Source organism: Pseudomonas sp. TE3899, from assembly GCF_056279105.1.
In genome coordinates, this window is sequence record NZ_JBWBQR010000001.1 from 4,053,252 (window position 1) to 4,079,247 (window position 25,996).

At 62.0% G+C, this 25,996-nt stretch carries 20 protein-coding genes and 1 pseudogene; 10 read left to right on the forward strand and 11 right to left on the reverse strand.

Translation table 11 applies throughout. The features are described 5' to 3' along the window. Positions 1–74: 74 nt before the first annotated feature. The 5 genes from ACZ89E_RS18610 to rimJ all read left to right on the forward strand — a co-directional run bounded on the left by ACZ89E_RS18610 (position 75) and on the right by rimJ (position 5,279). Complete coding sequence (locus tag ACZ89E_RS18610) at positions 75–1,481, forward strand: DUF2252 domain-containing protein (RefSeq protein ID WP_476256195.1); 1,407 nt, start codon at positions 75–77, stop codon at positions 1,479–1,481. 249 nt (positions 1,482–1,730) lie between these two features. Beyond that, the gene (locus ACZ89E_RS18615) at positions 1,731–2,165 is read left to right on the forward strand and encodes a hypothetical protein (RefSeq protein WP_476256196.1); all 435 of its coding nucleotides are present in this window, start codon (positions 1,731–1,733) and stop codon (positions 2,163–2,165) included. Next, positions 2,162–3,622, forward strand: a complete 1,461-nt coding sequence (locus ACZ89E_RS18620; RefSeq protein WP_149657674.1) for an ATPase domain-containing protein — start codon at positions 2,162–2,164, stop codon at positions 3,620–3,622. The genes ACZ89E_RS18615 and ACZ89E_RS18620 overlap by 4 nt, the downstream gene beginning before the upstream one ends. Before the next feature lie 9 nt (positions 3,623–3,631). Continuing rightward, positions 3,632–4,654: a sensor histidine kinase gene (locus tag ACZ89E_RS18625; RefSeq protein ID WP_476256197.1), complete on the forward strand. Its 1,023-nt coding sequence runs from the start codon at positions 3,632–3,634 to the stop codon at positions 4,652–4,654. 58 nt (positions 4,655–4,712) lie between these two features. Further along, entirely contained in the window at positions 4,713–5,279 is a 567-nt protein-coding gene (gene rimJ, locus ACZ89E_RS18630) for a ribosomal protein S5-alanine N-acetyltransferase (RefSeq protein WP_149657676.1), read from the forward strand. A 12-nt stretch (positions 5,280–5,291) separates the two neighbouring features. Here the strand turns inward: rimJ and ACZ89E_RS18635 are convergent, their stop codons facing one another. Continuing rightward, positions 5,292–6,266 carry a metallophosphoesterase gene (locus tag ACZ89E_RS18635; protein ID WP_476256198.1) on the reverse strand — a complete coding sequence of 325 codons (975 nt, stop codon included), beginning with the start codon at positions 6,264–6,266 and terminating at the stop codon, positions 5,292–5,294. Positions 6,267–6,507: 241 nt separating this feature from the next. Here ACZ89E_RS18635 and ACZ89E_RS18640 point away from each other — a divergent pair, with 241 nt between their 5' ends. Beyond that, complete coding sequence (locus ACZ89E_RS18640; RefSeq protein ID WP_476256199.1) at positions 6,508–7,947, forward strand: ArnT family glycosyltransferase; 1,440 nt, start codon at positions 6,508–6,510, stop codon at positions 7,945–7,947. 216 nt (positions 7,948–8,163) lie between these two features. Here ACZ89E_RS18640 and ACZ89E_RS18645 read toward each other — a convergent pair whose 3' ends face one another. After that, positions 8,164–8,997, reverse strand: a complete 834-nt coding sequence (locus ACZ89E_RS18645) for a phosphatase PAP2 family protein (protein ID WP_149657678.1) — start codon at positions 8,995–8,997, stop codon at positions 8,164–8,166. A 22-nt stretch (positions 8,998–9,019) separates the two neighbouring features. Beyond that, positions 9,020–9,691 (reverse strand): lipopolysaccharide core heptose(II)-phosphate phosphatase PmrG, encoded by a 672-nt coding sequence (gene pmrG / locus ACZ89E_RS18650; protein WP_149657679.1) that lies wholly within the window; start codon positions 9,689–9,691, stop codon positions 9,020–9,022. A 397-nt stretch (positions 9,692–10,088) separates the two neighbouring features. Between pmrG and ACZ89E_RS18655 the strand changes: the two are divergent. From ACZ89E_RS18655 to ACZ89E_RS18665, 3 genes and pseudogenes are all read left to right on the forward strand, one after another. After that, positions 10,089–10,967 (forward strand): annotated as a pseudogene (locus ACZ89E_RS18655) (methyl-accepting chemotaxis protein); the annotation flags it as partial. 201 nt (positions 10,968–11,168) lie between these two features. After that, on the forward strand, positions 11,169–11,873 hold the full coding sequence (locus ACZ89E_RS18660; RefSeq protein WP_372242325.1) for a methyl-accepting chemotaxis protein: 705 nt from the start codon (positions 11,169–11,171) through the stop codon (positions 11,871–11,873). An 809-nt stretch (positions 11,874–12,682) separates the two neighbouring features. Beyond that, complete coding sequence (locus ACZ89E_RS18665) at positions 12,683–13,147, forward strand: hypothetical protein (protein ID WP_256672226.1); 465 nt, start codon at positions 12,683–12,685, stop codon at positions 13,145–13,147. A 24-nt stretch (positions 13,148–13,171) separates the two neighbouring features. Here the strand turns inward: ACZ89E_RS18665 and ACZ89E_RS18670 are convergent, their stop codons facing one another. From ACZ89E_RS18670 to ACZ89E_RS18695, 6 genes are all read right to left on the reverse strand, one after another. Continuing rightward, entirely contained in the window at positions 13,172–14,542 is a 1,371-nt protein-coding gene (locus ACZ89E_RS18670; protein WP_149657682.1) for a DUF1329 domain-containing protein, read from the reverse strand. A gap of 35 nt (positions 14,543–14,577) precedes the next feature. Beyond that, on the reverse strand, positions 14,578–16,533 hold the full coding sequence (locus ACZ89E_RS18675; protein ID WP_476256200.1) for a DUF1302 domain-containing protein: 1,956 nt from the start codon (positions 16,531–16,533) through the stop codon (positions 14,578–14,580). Between the two features lie 59 nt (positions 16,534–16,592). After that, positions 16,593–17,882, reverse strand: coding sequence for a phospholipase (locus ACZ89E_RS18680; RefSeq protein ID WP_476256201.1), 1,290 nt, complete (start codon positions 17,880–17,882; stop codon positions 16,593–16,595). A gap of 138 nt (positions 17,883–18,020) precedes the next feature. Next, positions 18,021–19,589: an FGGY-family carbohydrate kinase gene (locus ACZ89E_RS18685; RefSeq protein ID WP_476256202.1), complete on the reverse strand. Its 1,569-nt coding sequence runs from the start codon at positions 19,587–19,589 to the stop codon at positions 18,021–18,023. Positions 19,590–19,599: 10 nt separating this feature from the next. Continuing rightward, positions 19,600–21,204: a glycerol-3-phosphate dehydrogenase/oxidase gene (locus ACZ89E_RS18690; protein ID WP_476256203.1), complete on the reverse strand. Its 1,605-nt coding sequence runs from the start codon at positions 21,202–21,204 to the stop codon at positions 19,600–19,602. Between the two features lie 5 nt (positions 21,205–21,209). After that, positions 21,210–22,805 carry an FAD-binding oxidoreductase gene (locus ACZ89E_RS18695; protein WP_476256204.1) on the reverse strand — a complete coding sequence of 532 codons (1,596 nt, stop codon included), beginning with the start codon at positions 22,803–22,805 and terminating at the stop codon, positions 21,210–21,212. Positions 22,806–23,014: 209 nt separating this feature from the next. On the opposite strand from ACZ89E_RS18695, the gene gliR reads away from it, so the two are divergent. Then, a complete protein-coding gene (gene gliR, locus ACZ89E_RS18700; protein ID WP_476256205.1) occupies positions 23,015–24,043 on the forward strand; it encodes an AraC family transcriptional regulator GliR in 1,029 nt (342 codons plus the stop codon). A 3-nt stretch (positions 24,044–24,046) separates the two neighbouring features. On the opposite strand, the gene ACZ89E_RS18705 is transcribed toward gliR, so the two are convergent. Both ACZ89E_RS18705 and ACZ89E_RS18710 read right to left on the reverse strand, forming a co-directional pair. Beyond that, on the reverse strand, positions 24,047–24,415 hold the full coding sequence (locus ACZ89E_RS18705) for a glyoxalase superfamily protein (protein WP_149657688.1): 369 nt from the start codon (positions 24,413–24,415) through the stop codon (positions 24,047–24,049). Between the two features lie 117 nt (positions 24,416–24,532). Continuing rightward, entirely contained in the window at positions 24,533–25,990 is a 1,458-nt protein-coding gene (locus tag ACZ89E_RS18710) for a D-aminoacylase (RefSeq protein ID WP_476256206.1), read from the reverse strand. Positions 25,991–25,996: the final 6 nt, after the last annotated feature.

Below are 25,996 nucleotides of genomic sequence, written 5' to 3' on the forward strand. Positions count from 1 at the left end.
GAACACAACACCTGAACCCAACCGCCCTTCTACACTCATCTCGCTTCCTCCAAAAACTCACCGACCGAGCCCCCATGACCACCCTCAAAGACCGCCTCAAGCAAGGCAAGGACGCGCGTAGAACCTGCCCCCGCAACACCCAGTCGTCCCTCGGCCACGTCGATCGCGACCCGCTGCCATTGATCAAGGCGTCAAGCGAGGGCCGCATCAAGTCGCTGGTCGAGTTGCGCTACGGCCGCATGCTGGTCTCCCCCTTCACCTTCTATCGCGGCAACGCCCTGCTCCAGGCCCATGACCTGGCGGGCACCTCCAGCATGGGGCTGATCTCGCCGATCTGCGGTGACAGTCACTTGATGAACTTCGGCGGTTTCGCCACGCCCGAGCGCAATCTGCTGTTCAGCCTCAATGACTTCGACGAAGCGCACCCCGGGCCTTGGGAGTGGGACCTTAAACGGTTGGTGGCGAGTTTCCTGATCGCCGCGAAGGACCTGCGGCACGGCGAAACGGTTGAGGAAGCGGTGTGCCGCGAGGTGGTCGCGGCCTATCAGAAAACCATGGTCGAGTGCGCCGAACAGAGCGCGATGGAAACCTGGTACGAGTCCATCAGCTACGACGACTTGCTGGAGCAAGCCAGCAAAGCCACGCTGGAACACGTGGAGCGGGCCATCGAGAAAGCCGAACGACGCACCCACGCGGAGTTGCTGCCGAAAATCTGCGAACGTGACGCCAATGGCCGTCTGACGATTCGCGATGACTTGCCGGAAATCTTCCACCTGCATAAAAACACCACGTTGCTGGATGCCGATGATGACTGGCTGCGTCTGTCGGACTGGAAGCCGCTTTACGAGACGTTCATGGGCGACTATCGGGCAACGCTGCAAGCGGATCGACGTGAACTGTTGTCGCGTTTTCATGCCCACGACATGGCGTTCAAAGTGGTGGGCGTGGGCAGTGTCGGCACGCGTTGCCTGGTGGCGCTGCTGACCGACGAACAGGAGCACCCGCTGTTCCTGCAATTCAAGGAAGCGCGGCGCTCGGTGCTCGCCGGTTACGTCAAGACCAAGCCGCGAGTGCAGCACGAGGGACAGCGGGTGGTGAATGGCCAGCGCTTGATGCAATCGGCCAGCGATCTGTTTCTCGGCTGGACCACCGGGCCCAGTGGCCGGTACTTTTATGTGCGTCAGCTGCGGGACATGAAAGTCTCGGCGGAAATCGAGACGTTCGATGCACCAACCTTCGCCGCCTACGCCCGGACCTGTGGCCGCGCCCTGGCCCGGGCTCACGCCAAATCGTCAGGGCACGCCGCGCAGATCAGTGGTTACATCGGCAAAAGCGAGGCGCTGGCCGATGCGCTGTTCAAGTACGCCAAAGGCTATGCCAGGCAGAACGAGCAGGACTTCGAGCTGTTTCAGAAGGCCTGTCGCAAGGGCCGCTTGCAGGCGCGTTCGGAGGCGGATTTTGCGGCAGACCATTTGCCCTAATCCTTGCGATGGGCCCACGCAGATGAATTTTTCTTCACCCATTCGCCCCGCGCCAACCGGTACAGTGCCCTCGCTCATTCAAGAAACTACGGTTTGCCCGCCCTCCCGCGGGCTTTTTTTTTGCCTGGCAATTGACTGGCAAGCCACGAAACGCCCTGTTTCCGGGCGCTTAATATCGTTGATGCAAATCACTTCCAACCCCCGTATTCGGTGTACCATCGGCACCTGTCAATCAGATATCAGTTAGCCATGTCCACGCTAAGCGAAGAGAGCCGCCAGATCGTAGCTTCTCTGGCGCACCGTGTTGGTCCCAACGCTGACACTGCAAGCATCGCCCAGGCGATCGTGTCCACCTTGCAGGATATGAACGCAGCCCTCACGCCCATCATCGGCCAGCAAGGGGTTGTCGCTCTCTATCGTCGCAGCCTCCACCTCTGCGCCTCCACTCATCCGCGTCTGGCCGGCACCTATGACAGTGTGCAGGCCGCGCTGGATCTGATTGCCCTCAACTCCGTACTCGTCGAGCAAAGCGAAGTCGATGCACTGTTTTTCGGTGAAGTGCTGCTGACCACGTTCTATGAATTGCTGACCACGCTGATCGGGCCCTCGCTCACCGCACGTTTGCTTCGTGGCGTGTGGGAACCTTCTTTGAGCGACACCCCTTCGCAGGAAAATTCGCCATGAGCACCAAAGTAACTATCAACCGTCTGGCCACCGGCGTGCCAGGCCTGGACGAGGTGCTGGGCGGAGGTTTGCCGGAATTTTCGTTCAACATGATTGCGGGTCCTCCAGGCTGTGGCAAAACCACCCTGGCGCATCAGATGATGTTCGCCCTGGCGACGCCTGAACGCCCGGCGTTGTTCTTTACCGTACTGGGCGAGCCGCCGCTGAAGATGCTGCGCTACCAGCAGCAATTCGACTTTTTCGATGCCGAAGCGATCAACCAGTCGATCCGCTACATCAACCTGGCCGACGATACCCTGGCCGGGAATCTGGACGAGGTGCTGCGGCGCATCGTCAGTGAGGTCGAGGCCCACTCTCCGTCACTGGTGTTTGTCGACTCGTTCCGCTCCGTGGTGCTGGCCAGCCAGACCCAGGACAACCCCAATAACAACCTGCCGCAGTTCGTTCAGCAACTGGGCATGTTGATGACCACCTGGCAGGCGACGACCTTCCTGATTGGCGAATATTTCACCGAAACCGACACCAACCCGATTTTCACCGTGGCCGATGGCCTGATCTGGCTGCGCCAGAGCGTTCAGCGCAACTCGATGGTGCGCAAGATGGAAATCATGAAGATGCGCGGCCAGCCGACATTGCCGGGGCTGCACACCTTCCGCATTGACTCGTCGGGGATCAAGGTCTTCGCCCCCGCCCCCCTGAACCCGGTTGAAGCGCCGCTGGAGTTCCCGATCAAACGCCTGAAAATGGGCGTGCCGCAGCTCGATGACATGCTCGGCGGCGGTTTGCCCCGGGGTTATTCGTTGCTGGTGGCCGGTCCGTCGGGTTCGGGCAAAAGCATCCTGGCGGCAACCTTCCTCGCCGAAGGCGCGCGCAATGGCGAGACCGGCGTGATCGCCGTGTTCGAGCAACGGCCCAATCACTCGCAAAACGCTACGCTGGCCGGGTTGATCCAGAGCGGCCAGGTCGGTTTGGTCGACAGCCGCGCGCCGGACCTGTCCATCGATGAAATCGTCCAGTTGCTGCTCAGCGAGATTGACCGACTCAAAGCCACCCGCGTGGTGATCGATTCGCTCTCGGGCTTCGAACTGGCGCTGGCGCCGACCTTCCGCGAGGACTTTCGCGAGTCGCTGTCGCGCATGGTCACCGCGCTGACCAGTGCCGGGGTCAGCGTATTGATGACCTCGGAGCTGGAAGACCGTTACACCGACCTGCGTTTCAGCCCTTACGGCACGGCGTTCCTCACCGACGCGATCATCGTCCAGCGCTACATCGAAGTGCAGAGCCGCTTGCTGCGCATCATGGCCGTGGTCAAGGTCCGCGCCAGCGCGCACTCCGATGAGCTGCGCCTGTACCGCATCGACGATGACGGCTTGCAGATCGGCGAGATGCTGCCGGATCAGGAAGGTTTGCTCGGTGGCCGGCCAACCCGTCGGCCCACCCTCCAGGACAAGGTGTAAACAAGGACCATGACTGAGGCCACTGGCACGAACGCACAAGCGATGGCAACCGCCGCGCGTGAGTTGTTCCTGCTCGGCCAGAAAACCGTGGAAGCACGTGCGGTGCTGACGGCGCTGCAAAAAGAACTGAACGACACCAACAATCGACTGGTGGATGCCCAGCAAATCGAGCATCTGGTCGAAGCCAATCAGCAATTGGTGCTGGCGGTGCTGTTGGCGCAAACCGATGCGGAAAAACCCCAGCGCTCGAAAGAAGAGCAACGGCTGTTCCTGGAGATGCGCGAGGCCAATGCACAATTGGTGATCGCCGCCCTCAGCGCGCAAAACCTGCAAGCCTCGGCCGAACACACGCTGGCGCAGCAACGCAACATCCTGACCCTGGTGGCCCATGAACTGCGCAACCCGCTGACGCCCATCAGCATGATCGCCGGTCGCCTGGTACGAGTGCCCGCCGAAGAACTGCCGCGCATGCAGGCGCTGATTGAAGGCCAGGTGCAGCACATGTCGCGGCTGGTGGACGACTTGCTCGACGTGTCCCGCGCAAGCACCGGCAAGCTGCGCCTTGATCGCCAGATCGTCGACATGGTGGAAATCATCCAGGGCGCCATCGAAGTGTGCAGCCCGGTGATGAACACCCGTCACTTGCACTTCAACGCCGAACTGCCCGCGTGCGCGCTGTCGGTGGACGGCGACCCGGTACGCCTGACGCAAATCCTCGGCAACCTGCTGGGTAACGCGGCCAAGTACACACCGGCCGGGGGCAATGTCACGCTGTCCGTCACCGCCAAGGATGACGTGCTGGAAATGAGCATTTGCGATGACGGCATTGGTATTTCCGCCCAGGCCTTGCCGTTTATCTTCGAGCCGTTTGTGCAAGACGTGCATGCCATCGGCTTCAACGGCGCCGGCCTCGGTATTGGCCTGACGGTGGTGCGCGAACTGGTGGAAGCCCACGGCGGCAAGGTGGTCGGCATGAGCGACGGCGATGGCCAGGGCAGTACTTTTATCGTGACATTGCCGCTGGTGGTTTGAGTTTTTCCGCTGACCGCGTAATGCTTGCGCGACGATCCCCCGCGTACCGGAGCGCTGTATGCCGCTGTTGTCCCTGCCCTGCAAACGCCTGACGCTGGCGGTGCTCGACCCTGAACAGGCGTCGCTGGAAAGCGACTTCTACCGGCGCAATCAAAGACACCTCGCCCGCTGGTCACCGATTCGCCCCGCCGATTACCACAGCCCTGAACGCACCCGCCCGCGCCTTGAAGTGCAGGCCAGCGCTTTTGCCGCCGGCCTGGCGGTGCACTTCGCGCTGCTCGACCCGGACAACGGCCAGATGATCGGCGCCTGCAATTTCAGCGGCATCACGCGCGGCGCATTCCAGGCCTGCTATCTCGGCTACCACATCGACGAAGCCCATCAGGGGCGCGGCTTGATGCAGGAAGCGCTGGAAGCGGGGATCCGCTACATGTTCGAAGAACAGCAACTGCACCGGATCATGGCCAATTACATCCCGGGCAATGAACGCAGTGCGCGGCTGTTGGAGCGCCTGGGATTTGAGCGTGAGGGCTACGCCAAGGCGTACCTGAGCATCGCCGGGCGCTGGCAGGATCATGTGCTGACGGCGTTGATCAACTCGGCACCACATGCCCAATTCCGTTAAACACTGAGCGTGTTATTGCGCGACGATCTGTTGCGCGACATCGGGCAACAAGCACCCCTTGGCCATCCACTGACAATCCCTGGCCCAAAGAAAACCGGTTTCAAGATTGCCTCGGTCGTCGTAGTAGTTCAGCCGTAGTTGGCTCGCATTGAAGTCAAGTTTGGCAAAACCTGCGTGCGCATTGGCAAACGAGGTGTCCAGCGCAGTGGCGCCAACGGCGTAGAGTTTTTGGCCGCCAGCCCCGGACACTACCCAGGCGGGCTCAGCGGCGCGTAACAACAGTTGCTGATTGTGATCGTGCCCGGCCAGGAACACGTCGACCTTGTTGCGCTCCAGGGCGGGCAACAACAGGGTGACCAGTTCGCCGTCCTCACCGTGCTTGCCATGATTGCGCACCGGGTGATGGGCTGCCGCGATGCGCCATACAGGCGCTGGTCCCGGTTGTTGGAAGGCCTGGTCAAGCAAATCGATCTGCTGCTGGAAGGATTCCCGTGGCGCCGAGGTGTCGAGGAACACCATGCGCACCAATGGGCGCCCATCGACGCTGCCGAAATCCTTGACGTAGAACGTGCTCGGCATCTGCCAGCGGCCCGAGCCCTCGTGCCGCTGACCATATTCGACTTCGACCTTTTGCGACACCGGGTAATCGTGATTGCCCAGCACGGCGTAGAACGGCACGTGGCTGAGCCATTTGCCCCAATAAACGCGCTCGAATTTCATCTGCCAGCTCAGGTCGTGAATGCCGGTCAGCGATTTGCCATAAAAGTTGTCGCCCAACAACACGACCATGTCCAGCCGCCCGTCCCTGGCCGCGACACGCTCCATGGCCTGCCCCACTCGCCACTGTTGCAGATCGCCGCTGCCCTGATCGCCCAAGGCAATCATCGACACGACTGCAGGGTCCAGGTCAATCAACGGCACATACGGCGCCGGTGGTGTGAACATCCAGTAACCCACAATCGCTGCGGCGATCAGCAGGATGATCAAGGCAATACCGGACCTGCGAACAGCTTTTCCAAGAGCGGCACGTCTTGCAGCCGGCAATGGAGTTGGGGTGTGTTTCAATCAAGAGCTCACTTGGCAGGGCCAGTCAGGCATAAGGGAAAAACAGGTTCGGCGTCTGCCAGTAATAGATCACATCGTTTGTTCACACTTTGTTAAGAATTCGCCCCGTATACTTTTTTCAGCCCGTTCTTTTCGGCCCCTTTTCTCCGGTAGCCAGAACCTTATGTCGCGTCCTGCCCCGTTGCTGTTTCTGCTTGGCTGTCTGCTGTTTTTCTTCGCACTTGGCAATCACCAGCTACAAGGCTCCACCGAAGCCCGGGTTGCCGGAATCGCTATGGAAATGCACCTGGATGACGACTGGGTGACCCCGCGCCTGTTCGGTGAACCCTTTTTGGAGAAACCGCCCCTGAGCCTGTGGCTCGACGCCGGGGCAGTTCGTGCATTCGGCGGCACACCGTGGGCGGTACGACTGGCATCGGCGTTTGCCGGGTTGTTCAGCGTGATGCTGTTGTACGCGATGCTGCGTCGGTTCGGCCGGCCAAAAGCCATTGCCTGGACCGCCGGGATCCTGCTGGCGACCATGGCCAGTTACTGGAGCAACGTGCGGGGTGTCGGTGAAGACGCCTTGCTCGCCCTCGGTGTGACCATGGCGCTGTTGGCGTTTTTCCAGGGACAGCGACATGCCACGGTCGGCAATGCCTTGCTGTTCGCTCTCGGGATTGCCATTGCGACCCTGAGCAAAGGCGTGCTGGGCCTGGCGATGCCAGGTGTGGTGATCTTCGCGTTCCTGCTGGCCGAGAGCCTGATGGATAAACGCCTGAAAATCACTGACTGGCTGCGCCCCGGCCTGTTGACGCTAGTGGGGCTGATCCCCCTGCTGATCTGGCTCGCCGTGCTCTATCAGCGCGGCGGTACACATGCAGTGAGCGAAGTGTTGCTGACCAACAGCGTCGGCCGTTTCAGCGGCTCCTTTGTAGAAGCCGGGCATTACGAACCGTTCTACTACTACCTCGCCAAACTGCCGGAAGCCTTCCTGCCCTGGAATATCCTGGTGTACCTGGGGTTGTGGCACTTTCGCAAAAGCCTGATGGCCAATCGTTACTTGCTGTTTTTCACCCTGTGGATCCTGGCACAGTTCGTCATGCTGTCGTTGGCGTCGAGCAAACGCACGGTGTACCTGATGTCAATGACGCCTGCCGCGGCGGTGATTGCAGCGGAATATGCCCGTGTCCTGTTTGAAAGGCTGAAGGCCCGCGAAGGTGCCTCGACCCTGATCGGTCGTATCGCCCGGCACCGGCAGGGCTTGGCCGCCGGTTTGCTCACCGTGGTGATCGCCAGCTACCTGGCTGCCGCACAATGGGCAATGCCACGGGCCGATGTCGCGCTGTCCTTCCTGCCGCTGACCGAGCAGATTCAAACGCTACAGGCCAATGGGCAACAAGTCGCCCTGTTCCAGGCCAATGAACGGGTCGGCGGCGCGACCGTGTTCTACACCCGGAAAGTGCTCAAGGGCTTGGACACCGAGGCTCAGTTGCATGAGTTTCTGAAAGCATCGCCGACCAACGTCGCAGTGATGTCTGGCGAAAGCGAGCCCGTCGCGCCATTGAAGGTGCTGAAGGTCATGATGGTAGGACGGCAGCCGTATTATTTTGTCGGGGAGTGATTCCTTCAGGTAGGCCGCGTTATCGTTCTTCGCGGGCAAGCCTTGCTCCTACAGGAGCGAGGTCGATCACAAAAGTTGTGTGCGACACAAACCCTGTAGGAGCGAGGCTTGCCCGCGAAAGCAATCTCCCTGCCACCACCATCCCCCAATCCAGACAACAAAAAACCCGCCACCCTCGATCAGAGGCTGGCGGGTTTTTGTCATTCAGGACCGTGTTCAGCCGACAGTCTGCGCCTCAGCCATCTGCCCCACCCGCTCATGTCGCTGCAACACCGGCACCTCCAGCCGCGCCCGGCCATAAAACGCCAGCGCCGTCAGCAAACACGCCAGCCACACAAAGATCCCGGCCCAGAAGGTGTGGGACATGTAGTGCCAGCCCTGCAGGACCCGGGCGGTGCCGTAGATGAACCCGAGCAATAACGAGCCCCACATCACGGCTTTCGAATAGCGCCAGCGGTAGCGGCGCGCCACGAAGTACAGCGCGAGCATGGTGAAGCCACCCGAAGCGTGCCCGCCTGGCCAGCAGCGCCCCTCGCCCGCCTCCTTGAACAGCTGGAAGTTGTTGTACCACTCCACGTGGGCGAGTTTGCCGCCGTAGAGGGTCGTCTCAATCGGGCAATACACACTGGTGTGGGCCTTGAGGAAATGGATCACGCCCGTGCAAATGGCAAACGCGACCACCACGAACAGAAAATCCCGCCGATGATCACGGGCAAAGCGCAGCACCGGCAACGCTTTAGTGCGCTGCAGAAAACCGCCGAGTCGCGGGTGCTTCTGCGGATTGATCAGTGGCCAGACAAACGACAGGATCGCGCCGATCACGGCAACTTCACCGGTCCAGTTCGGAATGATCCGCGCCCATTTGTGGGTCAGCTTCTCGAAGAAGTGAACCTTGTCCAGCGGGAAGATCTGGGCGACCGGGTCAAACAGCAGATTGCTGAAGGCAATGTCGATGTTGGTCATGTCGAACATCAGGAACACCACCGCCGCGCAGGCCAGTGGAATGCCGAAGTTCACCCAATAAAAGCGCTTAGAAGAAGCCGTCTGCATCGGAAATCCTGAGTCAGGGAAATTATCGGGTCGTCACCGAGCGCCAGTCAGAGGCCTCGATGTAACCGAGAATGGTGGGCGCTTGCGGTGTTTCGGTCGACACGAACAGCGAGGCGCCGTAACCCAGGGTAGACGTCGACACGTTCATGCTTTTTTCCAGCGCCGTCATGCACTCGCTGTGGGTCACCAGAATCAGGTTGCGGCCCGGCACTTTATGCGCCAGGGCGTCACGCAGCATGGTGCCCTTGCAACTGATCAACCAGTCTTCACCGGCACTGACCGAGTTGAACATGTAGCCGGCGGTCTGCGCCGTGCGCACCATCGGGCTGTTATAAATATCAGCTTTGGCCAGGCCCAGGCGTTCGAAATGCGAGCCCACCTCCACGGCGACGCCACGGGAGCGATCGGTGATGCCATCGTTGCCGCTCAGGCATGCCGCCGTGGAGTGATCGCAGCGCTCGACGTGGCGTACCAGCACAATCATGTCGCCCTTGGCCCAGCCGGACATCAACGCCTTGGCCCCGGCCACGTTGCCATGGGCCAGGTCCGGCACAGCGGCGGGCGCCAGCAGCCAGAAGGTCAGCGGAATGACCAACAGCGCCGAGGCGAGCACCACCAAGGTGTTGCGATAACGGGCCAAACGGCTCAGATCAATCGAGCGCTTTATCCCGAACAGACTCAGTCTCACTTCCACATCAAGCCGCCTCGCCGACATGTCGCACCTGTCACTAGATGCCGCGAGGGTAGAGAGGCAAGCGTCCCCGGCAAGTGAAACCCATGTGAAAAAAAGCTGAAAACCGACCCAATACCTTGTTACAGGTTCTGTCCGACAAAATCCTTTCAGCTCTCGGCAATGCTGCCGATACAGGTCTGCGACACACCTTGCTGGCACCTAAAAACAACAATCTTCCAGCCAACTGACGATAGAGAAATGCAACGTTCCTGGAGGAATTGTGATGAATAGCTGGTTCGGCAACATCAGCGTGAATATGAAACTGGGCCTGGGATTCGGCCTGGTCCTGGCCCTGACCTGCGTCCTGGCCCTCACCGGCTGGACGAGCCTGGGCGGGTTGATCGACCGCAGCAACTGGATGAGCGACATCACCCAGCTCAATGCCGGCCTGACCAAGCTGCGTGTGGTGCGTCTGCAATACATGCTGACCAACGGCGACGAAACCGCCGCACAGAACGTACAAACCACCCTCGACAGTTTTGCCGCGCAACAAACCGCGCTGCTGGGCAGTTTCAAAAATGTCGACAACCTGAAAATGCTCAAGGAGCAGGCCGGCGTCATCGCCGCTTATCAGGCCTCGCTCAAGGAAATGCGCAGCGCTTACCGCACCGGTAACAGCGCCCGCGATGCCATGGGCGCCAATGCCGAAGCCGCCAACACGCTGATCAATACGATCGGCAAGCGGGTCCAGGAAATGCCCCTGAGCGATCAGCGTTTCGAGCAGTTCCAGGCCGTTACGGCAGCCAAGGAAGCGTTCATGCTGGCCCGCTACGAAGTGCGCGGCTACACCGCCACCACCAACGCCGAGACAGAGCAAAAAGCCGTCGGTCAACTGGACGCGGCCATCGCCAGCCTCAAGCCGCTGAACGTGCATTTCGCCGACACCCAGCAAGACGCCTTGCGTCAGTTGGACACCGCGCTGACCAATTACCGCAGCGCCTTGCTGGCGTTCAAAACCGCCACTGCCGACGCCGTGCGCGTGCGCAAGGACATGACCGACCAGGGCACCGCCATCGTCGACCTGAGCGACAAGCTCTATCAATTCCAGATCGACCGTCGTGACATCGAAAGCGCCCAGGCCCGCACCCTGCAACTGATCAGCACCTTGCTGGCGTTGCTGGTGGGCGTGATTGCCGCCGTGGTCATCACCCGTCAGATCACCGGCCCACTGCGTGAAACCATGACCGTGGTCGACCGCATCGCCAGCGGCGACCTGTCCCAGGACGTCAAAGTCACCCGCCGCGACGAACTCGGTGTGTTGCAACAAGGCATCGGCCGCATGGGCGTGACCCTGCGCGACTTGATCAGCGGCATCCGCGACGGCGTCACCCAGATCGCCAGCGCCGCCGAAGAGTTGTCCGCCGTGACCGAACAAACCAGCGCCGGGGTCAACAGCCAGAAGATCGAGACCGATCAGGTGGCCACCGCGATGCACGAGATGACGGCCACGGTGCAGGAAGTCGCGCGTAACGCCGAAGAAGCCTCCCAGGCGGCCGCCGCCGCTGACGGCGAAGCCCGCGCCGGCGACAAAGTGGTCAACGAAGCCATCGCCCAGATCGAACGCCTGGCCACTGAAGTGGCGCGTTCCACCGAAGCCATGAGCGTGCTGCAACAGGAAAGCGACAAGATCGGCAGCGTCATGGACGTGATCAAGGCTGTGGCCGAACAGACCAACCTGCTGGCGCTCAACGCCGCGATTGAAGCGGCCCGTGCCGGTGAAGCCGGTCGTGGTTTTGCCGTGGTGGCCGACGAAGTCCGTGGCCTGGCCCAACGCACGCAGAAATCCACCGAAGAAATCGAAGGCCTGGTGGCCGGTTTGCAGAACGGCACGCAACAAGTGTCGGCGGTGATGAACAACAGCCGCGCCCTGACCGACAGCAGCGTCGCCCTGACTCGCAAGGCTGGCGTGTCCCTGGAAAACATCACCCGCACGGTGTCCAACATCCAGTCGATGAACCAGCAGATCGCCGCCGCTGCCGAACAGCAAAGCGCCGTGGCCGAAGAGATCAGCCGCAGCATCATCAACGTGCGCGACGTCTCCGAACAAACCGCCGCCGCCAGCGACGAAACCGCCGCGTCCAGTGTTGAACTGGCACGCCTGGGTGGTCAGTTGCAGCAGATGGTCAGCCACTTCCGGGTCTGACATTCACCGTCTGATCGTTCCCACGCTCCCGCGTGGGAATGCCTCAATGGACGCTCCGCGTCCGCTTCGGCATGTGACGCAGAGCGTCACGGGCTGCATTCCCACGCGGAGCGTGGGAACGATCAATGTGGTCGACGCAAATCCTGTCTGATCGTTCCCACGCTCCCGCGTGGGAATGCCTCAATGGACGCTCCGCGTCCGCTTCGGCATGTGACGCAGAGCGTCACGGGCTGCATTCCCACGCAGAGCGTGGGAACGATCAACGTGGTCGACGTAAATCCTGTCTGATCGTTCCCACGCTCCCGCGTGGGAATGCCTCAATGGACGCTCCGCGTCCGCTTCGGCATGTGACGCAGAGCGTCACGGGCTGCATTCCTACGCAGAGCGTGGGAACGATCAACGTGGTCGACGTAAATCCTGTTTGATCGTTCCCACGCTCCCGCGTGGGAATGCCTCAATGGACGCTCCGCGTCCGCTTCGGCATGTGACGCAGAGCGTCACGGGCTGCATTCCCACGCAGAGCGTGGGAACGATCAATGTGGTCGACGCAAATCCTGTCTGATCGTTCCCACGCTCCCGCGTGGGAATGCCTCAATGGACGCTCCGCGTCCGCTTCGGCATGTGACGCAGAGCGTCACGGGCTGCATTCCCACGCGGAGCGTGGGAACGATCAATGTGGTCGACGCAAATCCTGTAGGAGCGAGGCTTGCCCGCGAAGAGGCCCTGATAGCCAACATCAAACCCGACGACTACCCTCCCCAGCCCGGCACCCGCTAAGCTCGAAGAAAATCCCAAGGCGTGTCATGACAATGTCTACCAAGAAGCGAATCTACCTAGGCCTTGCCGTGTTGGTGCTGGTGAATATCGCCGTGCTGGCAGCCGTCGTGCTGAGCAACGTCTCAAGCGCCTATGGCCGGCACATGATCAAAACCACAGAACCTCTTCTGATCGAAGGTCGCAACGGCGATGAACATGACTACGTGCTGCCCCTCGGAACCACGCTTTATTACGATAAAAGCTACCCCGAAGGATTCGATCGTTATTGGGTTTACTTGAACCACAAAGGCGTCATCGCCCACGAAGAAGTGCCGATGCAGCCGAAATACGGCGGCGCTTTGATTGATCCGCTTTGGTTATCGAACATCGACGCCGATACGCTGAAGGACCTGTTCAAACGCTTCCCCCTGTCCAAGGAAGACGTCGCCGCCGCCATAAAGGCCAATCAAATCACCCGGGACGATTTGGCGGACATCCTCCGCTCGATGCCGGAGTAACGCCGCTTACGCTCCACCCCCCATTCACCGCGTCCCGCGCTGACGCAATGCCGACGGCATGAAGTACGCGTCCTCCGGCACCGGTTGGGTGAAGTCCACGGTGGCGGGTTCTTCGTTGTCCAGGTTTTGCACGTAGTAGCGGCGCGCCTGCAAGTCGTGGAAGACGTCCAGCGCGCTCCAGGTGGTGGGCAGGTCGTAGAAGTTTTTCAGGTAGGCCATCGACACCCGCCACAGCTCCCCTCGCCCGTCATATTGATCGACCAGTGCGGCGCCCCAGCTGTCCTCGTCCAGAAACAGCACGCGCTTGGAATAGATATGCCGCGAACCGGGTTTGAGCGTGCCTTCGACTACCCAGACCCGATGCAGCTCATAACGGGTGTATTGCGGGTTGAGGTGGCCGGGTGTGAGCAATTGCGCGTACTTCACGTCGGGGCTGCCGACTTTGTAGCTGTTGTAAGGAATGTAAATTTCCTGCTTGCCCTTGAGCTTCCAGTCGTAGCGGTCCGGCGAGCCGTTGAACAGGTCGGTATCGTCCGCCGTGCGCAGGCCGTCGGACGAGGCGATGGGCGTGTCATACGCCAGGTTTGGCGCGCGACGCACCCGGCGTTGGCCGGCGTCGTAGACCCAGGCCTGGCGCGGGTCCTTGAGCTGGTCGAGGGTCTCGTGGATCAACGCTGCACCGCCGGCCAGCCGGGCCGGGCTTTTTACGAAGGCCAAGTAGTAGAACAGGATGTTTTTCAGGTCGGCAAACTGCCCGCCCGGCCGGTAATAGTTGAAGAGCCCTTCCTGCTGCGAAGTCACCAGCGCGAAGCTGCCGTTGCGCTGCACCGGTGCTTCGGAAGCACGACGAACCACGTAGGTGCCGCGATAACGGGTGATGTGGTTCCACAGCGCCTCGATCCCGTCCTTGGGCACCGGGAATGGCACGCCGCCATAGGCATCGGCAAACCCGGTGCCGCCGTCGAGCAGCTTGGCCGAGGTCGCATTTTTGAAGGTGTTGTCATACAGCCATTGCGGCGCCGAGCCCGAGCGGCGAGACGGATAGACCGGCATCTGGAACGTGTCGGGATAGCTGTTGAACAGCGCCATCTGGCCCGGGCTGAGGTGGGCCTTGTACTGTTCAAGGTTGGCCTTGGTGATGGTGAACTGCGGCTTGTCCGCTGCGTAGGGGTCCGGGTGATGCTGACCTGGCTTGTAGCCCGCCGGAGCCTGGGTGATGCCGCCGTCCCACGCCGGAATGGTGCCGGCCGCGTTACCTGCGCGTTCGGCGCCCAGCGGCGTCAGTGTGGTTTTCAGTTGCTGGGCTTGCTGGGGCGTGATGGCGGCCAGGGCGCTGCCGGCCGCCAGGCTCAGGACCAGCGCCAGCGTGGTCTTGGTCAGTCGAGGTGTGAACATGGAGGTTCTCCGAAATAACTCGCGGTTAGGGGCACTCACAAGAAGTACTTGAGGTTGAAGCCGACGTTGTCCCGATCGCGAAGGCCGTTGTCCTGCCCGCCGCCGTAGAAATTGGTGTATTGCAGCTCGGCCTCCAGCTTGTTCTGGTAATTGGCCTTGACCCCCAGGGTGTAGGCCTTGCGCCCCTCGATGGTGTTGCCGGCCTGGTAGCTGTTGCCCTTGAAGTCGTCCTTGTAGACGACGTAGGGCGAGACGTTGACCCCGGCATACACGTCGTTCCAGGTGCCATTGAACATCGCGGTGTAGCTGTAGGAATTGCGGTCGACCTGGTCGCTGCGTTCGCCTCCGGACACATAGGAATAGTTACCGGTGCCGGCGTAATAACGGGTGCTGCCGTCATACGCGGTGTATTGCAGGCTGCTGCCGCGCAGGTGCTCGGACGCCAGTTCGAACACGCCGAACATCGAGTCGAACGACAGGCTCGGGCCAAAGTTGTAGATGCTGCCCAGGGACGTGTTGAACGCTTCCACCCGCTCGCCGTTGTTGATCTGGCTGTCGAGGGTGACGCTCTGCCCGCCGATGTTGATGGTCTTGCCGGCCGCCGCAGCGGCAGCGCCATTGGCCAGGTCGCCGATCAAGTCGTTGGTGGCGGCGACGCCGATGGGCAGGTTCGGCCGATAGGCGACTTCACCGAACACCGACGCCTGGCCCAGGGTGGTGTTGAAGCTGAAGCCGTACATGCGGATGTCCTCGGCGTAGCGCCGGTGCGCCTGAATATTGCCCAGCACATCCGCGGTCGCCAAACCATTGGCCAGTTGCCCCGCCTGGCTGCCGGCGACACCAGCCAACAGGTTGGTCAGGGCGTTCATGTCGATGCCTTTATAACCCCCAAGATCGGCGGAGACGGTCGGCTCCTTGGCGTGGTAATTGACCATGTACAGCCCGAACTCGGTGCTGTTGAGCTCTTCAGCAATGTATCGAAAGGCGAAGCCGAACTGGCCGTCGTTGCGCGCGTTGTAATCCTTGCCGACCGAGGCCACTTTGAGGGTGTTGCCGAAGGCCGGGGTCACGCCGTTGGCGTACAGGCCGGTGCCGCCGAGGGCCTGTTTGAGCAGCGGGTTGTTGCCCAGCGCGCTGTACAGATCGATCACGTTGCCGAAGCCGGGCACCGGGGTGTCCAGCGCGGTGCCGGTGAAGTCGTTGTAGGCGGTGTTGCCGCCGTCGGCGAACAGGTCGGTTTGCGAGTAGAACGTGCCGACCGGATCAATGCGGGTTTCCTTCCAGTTCGTCTGGTAGAAACTTTCCATGGTCAACGTGTCGGTCAGGCCGATGTTGAAGCTGAGCGCTTCCACCGGCACCAGCACTTCCTTGACCTCGGCGCCGGGCAAACGGTACTTGGCGGCGTCCACCGGGTTGGTGGTGTTGATCCCGCCACGGTAGAAAATCCCCTCGCCCCAGTTGAACACCTGGCGCCCGAGGCGGGCCGTGACCGGCATCTGGGCCACGTCCCAGCTCCCGTGGACATAGGCGTCGAGCATCTCGATCCGGCTGCCGGCGATGTCGCGGGTCTGGCCGGTAAAACGGTCGTCCTGCGGGTAACTCTGGCTGGGTTGCGACGGGCTGTTGTTGCGGTAGTAATCGTTGCGCTTGTCCATCAACTGGGTGTCATAGAACGCGGTGCCGCGCATGAACAGCCCGTAGTTCTGATAGTTGGCTTCAAGCTCCGAGGTGATTTTGTACACCTCGGAAACCAGCCCGGTGTCGAAGTTGCGATTGCCGTCGTTGGTGTTGACGTCATCGTTGCTCTTGTCCCGGCCCTGAACCCGCCACAAGCGGCCATAGGACAAGGTACTGTCGAACGAGCCGGTGACCTGTTTGTCCAGCACGCTGAACTCCACGGCCTGCACCCCGTCGACCACGCACAGTTGCAGCAGCCCGGCCAGGCCGACGCCGGGTAGCGCCGCGCCAGACAGGCGCAATCGAATCCTCATGGTCTGTTCCTCCTTGTCTGTTTTTTTGTTTTTGTGTCCGGTCAACGTTGTCGCAATGGCTAGGGCGCCAGGCCCGCACTGACATAAATCCGGCTGTGCGCACCGAAATGCCCCAGCAACTTGAACAGCTGCTGGTTCAAGGCCGGATGGTCGTAGTCTTCGTGCTGCACCTGATTGCCGGCGCTGAAATCGCTGGTGATCGGCGCCGTCTCCAGCCATCGGCCGATCGCTTCATCGAAGGCGGCGGATGCGTCGGCGGATTCGGCACTCACGACGTCGCGCAGGTCATCCACCGAGTACGGCGGGTAACGGGCGTCTTGGGCAAAGTCGGCGTACGCCTGGAGCATCGGATGTGGCTGGCCGGCGCGCAGCAGGCGACGCAGCCAGGTCGACTGATATTTCTCCACTTCCATGTGCCGGGTGGCGACCCGTTCGATGGCCGCGTGTTTGTCGGCCTCATACCCGGCCAGTGCCTTGCCTTCGAGCAGCAGCAGGCTCGACAGCTCGACGCCGGGCAGCGGTTTGGCGTGATAAGGCTGGGTCAGGTCCTGGATGTGGTGCAGGCCCCAGCCGAGAAAACGATAGCCCCAGTAAGGATGACCACTGGCAAACGCCAGTCGCGCCAGGCCCATGTACTGGTAAGCGCGCCAGTCCGGCCAACTGCGCTGGAGAAACCCGGCCGCGGCATACACCACCGCGCTTTCATGGAAGAAGCCCATGTGGAACGGCGCCTGGGAGCTGTACTGAAACCGCGCATCGCCGAACGGCTGCGGACCGAAGCCGTACACCGCGCCGACCTCGCCAGGGTTGTCGCTGAACAGGTTGATGTCGTGGCCGTAATCGGGTTCATCGGCGGCGCTGGCGAGCACGGCCAGCGGCGCGACTTGTTCGCCGTCGATCACGCGGATAAAGCGCTGGCGATTCCACGGCGAGAGGGTCTGTTCGACCATCACCTGCTCGGCCTTGAAGTGTTCACGCTCGGGCAGGTCCTTGCCCGGTAGCGGCTGGATGACCATGGCCAGATGAATCAGGGGATTGATGCGTAACGCGGTGAGGAAGTCGTGGCGCAGATTGTCCCCCGGCAGGGCGGGCAGTTGCAGGTTGTCGGGGCGCGGCGGGTACTGGGCGAAGTGCTGACGGGCGTAGGTTTCCTGCTCATCCAGCAAGGCGCGCACGGCGTCGTATTGCTGCGCGAGGAACTGCTCCAGCGGTTCGACGTCGACCAGGGAGGCGTCGCGCAAAACCGGCAGATCCTGCAAGGCCAGGTAGCTGCCCACCGTATGGTTGGACCAGCCCCAGGCTGTCGGGACCGTTCCACACAACAGCAGCAGGAGGAATGTCAGCTTCATTGCTTTTAGTTCTTATTGGATATGCAGTGGGGGTGAGCCTAACAACCGACCCCGCCGCTGACACTGTCCAATCTCACCAGAAAAGTTCTCCGATAGCGCCACGTTCACCCACGGTCTACGCCGGGTGCAAAACACACGTCAGGCCGGGTACCCGGTGATTTTTCGAATGCTTTGATACAGCGGCTTGAGCTGGCGGTACATGCGCAGGTAGACCTCCTTGTACAGTCGTTCATAGACCTGCTGCGCCTCGGGTTGCGGCATGAAAATCGCGCCGACCCGGGTCATGGCCGCCATCGCCGTGGGGAAATCCGCGTACAAGCCAAGCCCCACCGCGCAGCAAATGGCCGCGCCCAGACCGGACGCTTCGTACACGTGCGGACGCTCGGCCGGCAGGCCGAAAATGTCCGCCGTGAGCTGCATCGCGGCATCGCTCTGGGAACCACCGCCGGCGACGCGCAAGCGCTTGATCGAGACCTTCGAACGCTGCTCGATGCTCTGCAAACCCTGGCGCAGGGCATACGCCAGACCTTCGAGGATCGCCCGGTAAATATGCGCGCGGGTATGCACGTCGCCGAAGCCGATCATCGCGCCTTTGGCTTCCACCCCCGGTTCGCGAATGCCGGGCGACCAGTAGGGTTGCAGCATCAGGCCCATGGAGCCCGGGGGCACGGCGTTGACCAGCGCGTCGAACAATTGCTCGGGCTCAATGCCTTGCGCTTTGGCCTGCTGCATTTCTCGCAGGCCGAACTCGTTCTTGAACCAGCTGACCATCCAGTAGCCGCGATAAATCATCACCTCGCAGTTGTACTGATCCGGCACCGCCGACGGGTAAGGCGGGATCAACGGGACAATTTCCAGGTAGCGCGAGCGGGTGCTGGTGATCGTCGCCGTGGTGCCGTAGGACAGGCACACCGTGTCCGCATCGACCACGCCGGAACCCACCACTTCGCAGGCCTTGTCGGCACCGGCGGCAATCAGCGGCAAGCCCTCGGGTATACCGGTGTGGCGGCTGGCTTCGGCGCTGATGTGACCCAGGGTTTCACCGGGTTTGTGCAGCGTGGGCAGTTGCTCGGGACGCACCGCCAGCGCCTGCCATTTCCAGTCGCGGGGAGCGGCCCAGCGCAGGCGCTTGAAGTCGAACGGCAGGTAGCCGACGCAACAACCCACCGAGTCGACAAACCGCCCGCACAAGCGATGGGTGAGAAACCCCGACAGCAGCAAAAACTTGTCGGTCGCCGCCCACACGTCAGGCTGATGGCGCGCGATCCAGTTGGCCTCGGCTTGCGCACGAAAATAATCCACGGTGGCTTGCGCACCGACCAGTTTGAACAGCCAGCCCCACGGTCCCTTCAGCCGGCCTTCGACTTCGGCCTGGCGTTGATCGAGCCACAGGATCGCCGGGCGTAGCGCTTTGCCCTGGGCATCGACGTTGATCACGGTGCCGCGCTGGGTGGTCAGGGACACGCCGGCAATCTGCGCGCGGTCGATGCCGGTTTGCTGCCATAACTGCTGGCAGGCCTCCCCCAATTTTGCCCAGTAATAGTCCGGGTCCTGCTCGGCCCAGCCAGGTTGTGTCGAGTAATAGGCCTGCAACTCGACCTTGCCTTTGCCCAGCAGATTGCCCTGCAAGTCGAAGAGCAGCGCGCGCACGCTCTGGGTGCCATTGTCGATCGCCAGCAGGTAACGCTTGTTCGGGTGGTTATCCATGGAGCTCTCTTCAATGGGCATTTTGCGAGGCATCCGGCAAACCATGATGACGTTGCCACAACGCTTGGTAACGCTGTTGTTCCTGCTGCCAATGTTCATCGTCCCAGCCCAGTCGCGGCTGGCAGAGTCGGCGAATGGCGGCAAAGTAATCCTCGCCGCCACTTGGCAGTAACAAACCCAGACGGGTGCGCCGCAGCAGCAGGTCATCCAGGTGCAGGACCATTTCCGTGTCGCAGGCAAAGGCCAGTTCCGCCCACAAGGTGTCCGTGGCGCCGACGCAGGCATGGCCCAGTTCGGCGATCAGGTGCGCCAGCCTCGGCAGGTCACGGCCATGGCGTCCGGCCAGGCGCCGCCATTGACTGCCACTGAGCCCGGCAATCGGCAGCGGCGGCACGGCGGCAAACACCGGGCCGCCGTCATCATTGAAGGCGCGCCCGAGCATCGTCGCGCAGGCCTTGAGCACTTCGATGGCCTGCGGGCGAAAGGTCGTCAGCTTGCCACCGGCCAGGGTCACGCAGCCGGGCTCCAGCCACAGCACATGCTCGCGGGTTTCACTCGACGGTTTGCCCTGGTGCTCACCCGCCGCACTGCCGACCACCGGGCGCACACCCGACCAGGTCGACAACACATCGGCGGCGACCACGCCGGCATCGGGAAACTGTTGAGCGCAGGCGGCCAGCAGATAGTCGAGTTCCTCGGCGCTGATGCTCGCGCTCTGGTCCAGATCGTCCTGATGATCGAGGTCCGTGGTGCCGACCACCGTGGCGCCTTCCCAAGGGAAAACAAACACCGGTCGACGGTCGCGCTCATGCAGGAAGGTGAAGGCCTGCGCCACGGGCAGGCGCCAGCCCGGCAGCAACACATGACTGCCGCGCAACGGGCGCAACTGACGCGGAGCGTCGGATGGCCGCAAGCGTTCAGCCCAGGCGCCGGTGGCCACGGCCAACACCGCACAGCGCAATCGCAGCGATGCACCGCCCTCGCCGTCCTCGACCTCAACCCCGCACACCCGCCCCTCTTCACGCAGCAATTGCTGCACGCGCATGCCGTTGATGACCACGGCGCCGTCGGCCCTGGCCTCGCCCAAAACCCGCATCACCAGGCGCGCGTCATCGGTCAGGGCATCGACAAAACAGGTGCCGCCCAGCAGGTCTTTTTGCTTCACGCCTGGCGCGAGATAACCCAGCTGCTGCGGATCATGGAAGTGATGACTGCGCCGCCCGGCCAGTGCGTCATAAACACTCAACAAACCGCCCAATACCCGTGGGCCGGGAAAGCCGCCACGGTAATGCGGCATCAGGAAACTCATCGGTTCCACCAGCCCCGGCGCTTCGTCGAGCAGGCGCTGGCGTTCGCGGACCGAATCGCGGGTCAGGCGCCACTGGCCCTTGGCGATGTAACGCAAACCACCATGGACCATTTTCGAGGAACGGCTGGACGTGCCCCAGGCGAAATCCCGCTGCTCCAGCAACAGGCAACGCCAGCCACGCCGTGCGGCTTCGCGCAGGATGCCGGCGCCGCTGATGCCGCCGCCGATGACGATCAGGTCCCAGGTTTCATCCGCCAGCGTTGGCACTATCTGCTGGCGCCACGCCGCGTTCCAGTCGAGGCTCATGGCCGTCACTCCTGCAACAGCGTGCCGGGGTTCAGGCGCCCGGCCGGATCGAAATGCCGACTCAGCGCCTGCAAGGTGTCCATCGCCAGTGCGCCCTTCTCCCGCAGCAGGTACGGCGCATGGTCCTTGCCCACGCCATGCTGGTGACTGATGGTGCCGTGGTGGTCGACGATGGTCTGGCTCGCGGCCTGCTTGAGCGCCTGCCAGCGCGCCAGGGTGGCGGCGTAGTCCGCTGCCGGACGGAACACGTAAGTGGTGTAGATGCTCGACCCTTCGCCATAGACATGGGACAGGTGCGTGAACACATGCACCTGCTCGCCTTCAGCGGCCAAGGCGTCGCGCAGGCTGTTTTCGACCCGGCCGAGCAGGTTGTCGACGTTGCTCCAGTCGGTGGCGGTTTCCAGGGTGTCGACCACGTAACCGGCGTTCCACAGGTTCTCGCGCAGGTAGGGGAAACGGAAACGGTTCTGCGACCATTTCTTGCCAAGCAAGGTGCCGGTGAACACGCCGCCGAAGGCTTTCAGGTGCTGCCGGGCCTGGCTCAGGGACAGCGCATTTTGCCGGCGATTGCCGGTCACGCCGAACGTCAGCAGGCACTTGCCCGCACCGGCGCCGCGCAGGGCCAGGTACTTTTCCAGCCAGGTGATCTGCTGTGGATGACCGGCCAGCGCCAACTGGGTTTCGGTTTCCACCGCGTTGGACAAGCGCAGCATCGACAGCGGCACGCGGGCCTGGGCCAACTGACGGATGGCTCGCAGCGCCTGCGGCCAGTCGGGCAGGAACACCCCATAGAAACGCTCATCGGCCGGCAGCGCACTGACCCGCACCTTGACCTCGGAAATGATCCCGAAACGGCCTTCACTGCCCAGTACCACTTCGCGCAGATCGGGACCGGCGGCCGAGGCCGGGAACGTGGCAATTTCCAGAGGACCGGCAAAGGTTTCCAGGGTGCCACCGGCGAACAACTGCTCGATGCGCCCATAGCGCAACGATTGCTGGCCACTGGAGCGGCTGGCGACCCAACCGCCCAGGGTCGACAGTTCCCACGACTGCGGGAAATGCCCCAACGTGTAACCCCGGGCACGCAACTGACTTTCCACTTGCGGCCCCGTCGCGCCGGGGCCGAAGGTTGCCAGCAGGCTCTGTTCGTCGAGGTCCGTCAGGCGATTCATCCGCGCCAGGGACACCGTCACCACCGGCCGTGTGGAACGCGGCGGATTGATGTGCCCTGCCACCGAGGTGCCGCCGCCATAGGGAATCAGGCACAGGTCCTGCGCCTGGGCCAGCGCCAGTAATTGACGAATCTGCTCGGCGCTTTCGGGGAAGGCCACGGCGTCGGGATAAAGCCCCGGCGCTCCTTCGCGCAGCGCCAGCCAGTCCGGCAGGCTCTGACCCCGCGCATGCAACAGACGATCCTGCGCCGTCACGCTGTACAAGGGATGTTCCGCCAACCGTGAGGCCGGCACGCGGGCCAATGCCGTCTCGAGCGTTGCATCGGGCAACGTTCGACCGACACCGAGCCGCTCATTGAGAAATCCCGCGCCCTGGGCCGGCAGTTCGACCACCGTGGTTGCATCTCCCCAGCCGTTCCAGCGTCGCATGCGTGTGTCCTTTTGCGGTTCTGATAGTGATATTTCAGGAGCCCATACTAGTCAGCTGCCGAAAAGTGTCACGGTCGCATCCGGCCAGTTCGAGTAGCCAATTGAGTCAAACGTCGCGTAAACCTCAGCCATTTACTTTAGCTGTGGTTTCAACTTACCTTTCAGCGCATTGATCCGCGCACGCGGGCTTTGATCAAAGGACTACGATCATGCAATCCCTGGGCTTCACTTCGGTCCCTCCGCTGCTCAAATACGTGCGCCATGCCGAACAACTGGGCGTGGCCATCGAGCCGGCGTTGGCGGCGGCCGGGTTGCTGGCGCAGCAGTTGAGCGACAACAGCCTGCGCTTGCCGGGCGAAGTGCATGAACGGTTGCTCGATTATTTCTGCGAACATTCGGGCGATCCGTTGTTCGGCCTCAACGCCGCGCGTTTTGTGTTGCCCAACTCCTGGAGCGTGCTGGGTTACATCACCATGAACTGCGCAACCCTGGGCGATGCCATGAGCCGCATCATGCCGTTCGAGAAGCTGGTGGGGGACATGGGGGTCAGCCGCGCCGAGGTGCGGGACAGTCATGTGCACTTGATCTGGACCTGCCGTCATCAACGGCCGCGCATCCGCCGGCATCTGGTGGAAAACGTGCTCGGTTCCTGGCTGCAATACGCGCGCTGGATCGCCGATACCCAACTGTCACCGGCCGCCGTCTGGCTCGAACATCCACGACCGGCCGACACGACGCAGGCGCAGTACGAACAGTTCTTCGACTGCCCGGTGTTGTTCGACCAGCCCTATTCGGCCCTGATTGTGCCGTTGCCGTATTTGCAGTTGCCGTTGCGCCAGGCCGATCCACAATTGCTGCGCACCCTGGAAGAACATGCCCTGGGACTCATGGCCACGCTGGAGGACGCGTCACTGGAGCAGCGGGTCAAAAGCATCCTGCGCCAGTTGCTCAAGGAAGGGCTGCCGCGCAAAGAGCAGGTGGCCGAGCAATGCGCCGTGTCGGTGCGCACCCTGCAACGCCAGTTGCATCAGGCGGGCACGTCGTACCAGCAGATTCTCGATGACCTGCGCCAGGAGCTGGCCGAGCATTATTTGCTCAACAGCACCTTGCCGATCCAGGACATCGCCCAGTACCTGGGTTTCACCGAACCGCGCTCGTTTCACCGTACGTTCAAGAGCCGGCGCGGGATGCCGCCCGGCGAGTTTCGCCAGACCCACCGCGCGCCGGACGAAGGCTGAAACTCAGACACAAATCGCATTGGTAAACACCAACCGATTGCCGAACGGGTCGATCACGGTCAGGTCCTGGCTGCCCCATGGCGTGGCCTGGATCTGCGGTTTGGCGTAGGTGTAATCCTTGGCGCTCAGTTGTTGCTGAAAGGCTTCCAGTTCATCGGTCTCGATGCGCAATGCCGAACCCGGCGTGGCGTCGCCATGGTGTTCGGACAGGTGCAGCACGCATTCGCCCCGGGAGACTTGCAGGTACAACGGGAAATTGGCTTCGAAGCGATGCTGCCAATCGATGTTGAAGCCCAGGAAGTCGACGTAGAACGCCACTGCCTTGGCTTCATCGAAAATCCGCAGGATCGGGGTGGTTTTGCCGAAGCTCATGGGTTGCTCCCTGGTTGGAAAGGCCCAGTGTAGCTGGGCTGGATGTCAGCGCTTCGGCTTGGCGATGGCTTTCTTTAATTGCAGAGTGCCACCACTGTGATGCAGCTCTCGGAATGTTTACCGGAACCCGTCGCGCAAATCCCCTTCCCGCGCCAGAAACCGCCCTTCCCTTTTGCCGTTCGCCTGGCCATCGATGTAACTCAACACACCATTGACCCACACCCCATCAATCCCTTCCGCCGCCCGTTGCGGGTCATGGAAATCCGCCACGTCGCGAACGGTCAACGGATCAAACAACACCAGATCCGCCCAATGCCCTTCACGAATTTCACCGCGTTCTTTCAAGCCAAAGCGCGCCGCCGACAACCCGGTCATCTTGTGCACGGCGGTGTGCAGCGCAAACAGCCCGACATCACGACTGAAATGCCCGAGCACCCGCGGGAATGCCCCCCACAAACGTGGATGAGGAAACGGATCTTCCGGCAACCCGTCGGAGCCGACCATCGACAACGGATGCGCGAGGATGCGCCGCACATCCGCCTCGTCCATCCCGTAATACACCGCACCGGCCGGTTGCAGGCGCCGGGCGGCATCGAGCAGGGGCATGCTCCACTCGGCGGCGATGTCGATCAAGTCGCGGCCACTCACTTCAGGATGGGGCGTGGACCACGTGATGGTGATGCGATGGGCATCGGTGACTTGCTTGAGGTCCAGGGTCGAGGAACTTGCCGCATAGGGATAACAATCACAGCCCACCGGGTGGGTTTTCGCCGCATGTTCAAGGGACGCCAACAACTGCGGACTGCGACCCCAGTTGCCGACGCCGGCACATTTGAGGTGGGACACGATCACCGGGGATTTGGCATGACGGCCGATCTGGAACGCCTCGTCCATGGCCTCCAACACCGGTTCGAACTCACTGCGCAAATGGGTGGTGTAGACCGCGCCGAACGCGCTCAGCTCTTCGGTCAATTGCATGACTTCATCGGTGGACGCCGAGAACGCACTGGCATAGGCCAGGCCGGTGGATAACCCCAGCGCGCCCGCCTCCAGGCTTTCGCGCAGCTGCTCGCGCATCGCGCTGATTTCATCCGCAGTGGCCGTGCGAAACAGGTCGTCGAGGTGATTGCTGCGCAACGCGGTATGGCCGACCAGCGCCGCCACATTCAACGTGGTGTTCGCCGCTTCGACGGCGGCGCGGTAATCGCTGAACCTCGGATACACAAACGCCGCACGGGTGCCGAGCAGGTTCATCGGGTCCGGAGGATCGCCGCGCAGACTGACCGGCGAGGCACTGATCCCGCAGTTGCCGACAATCACGGTGGTTACACCCTGGCTGAGTTTGGGCAGCATCTGCGGTTGGCGGATGACCACAGTGTCGTCGTGGGTGTGCACGTCGATAAAACCCGGCGCGAGCACCCGGCCGGCGGCGTCAATTTCATCCGTGGCGCGAGCGTCGTGCAGGTCGCCGATAAACGCGATGCGGCCGTTCAAAATGGCCACGTCAGCGGAATAACCGGGCGAGTTGCTGCCGTCGATGACCAGGGCGTTGCGAATCAGTGTGTCGTACAACATGTCAGT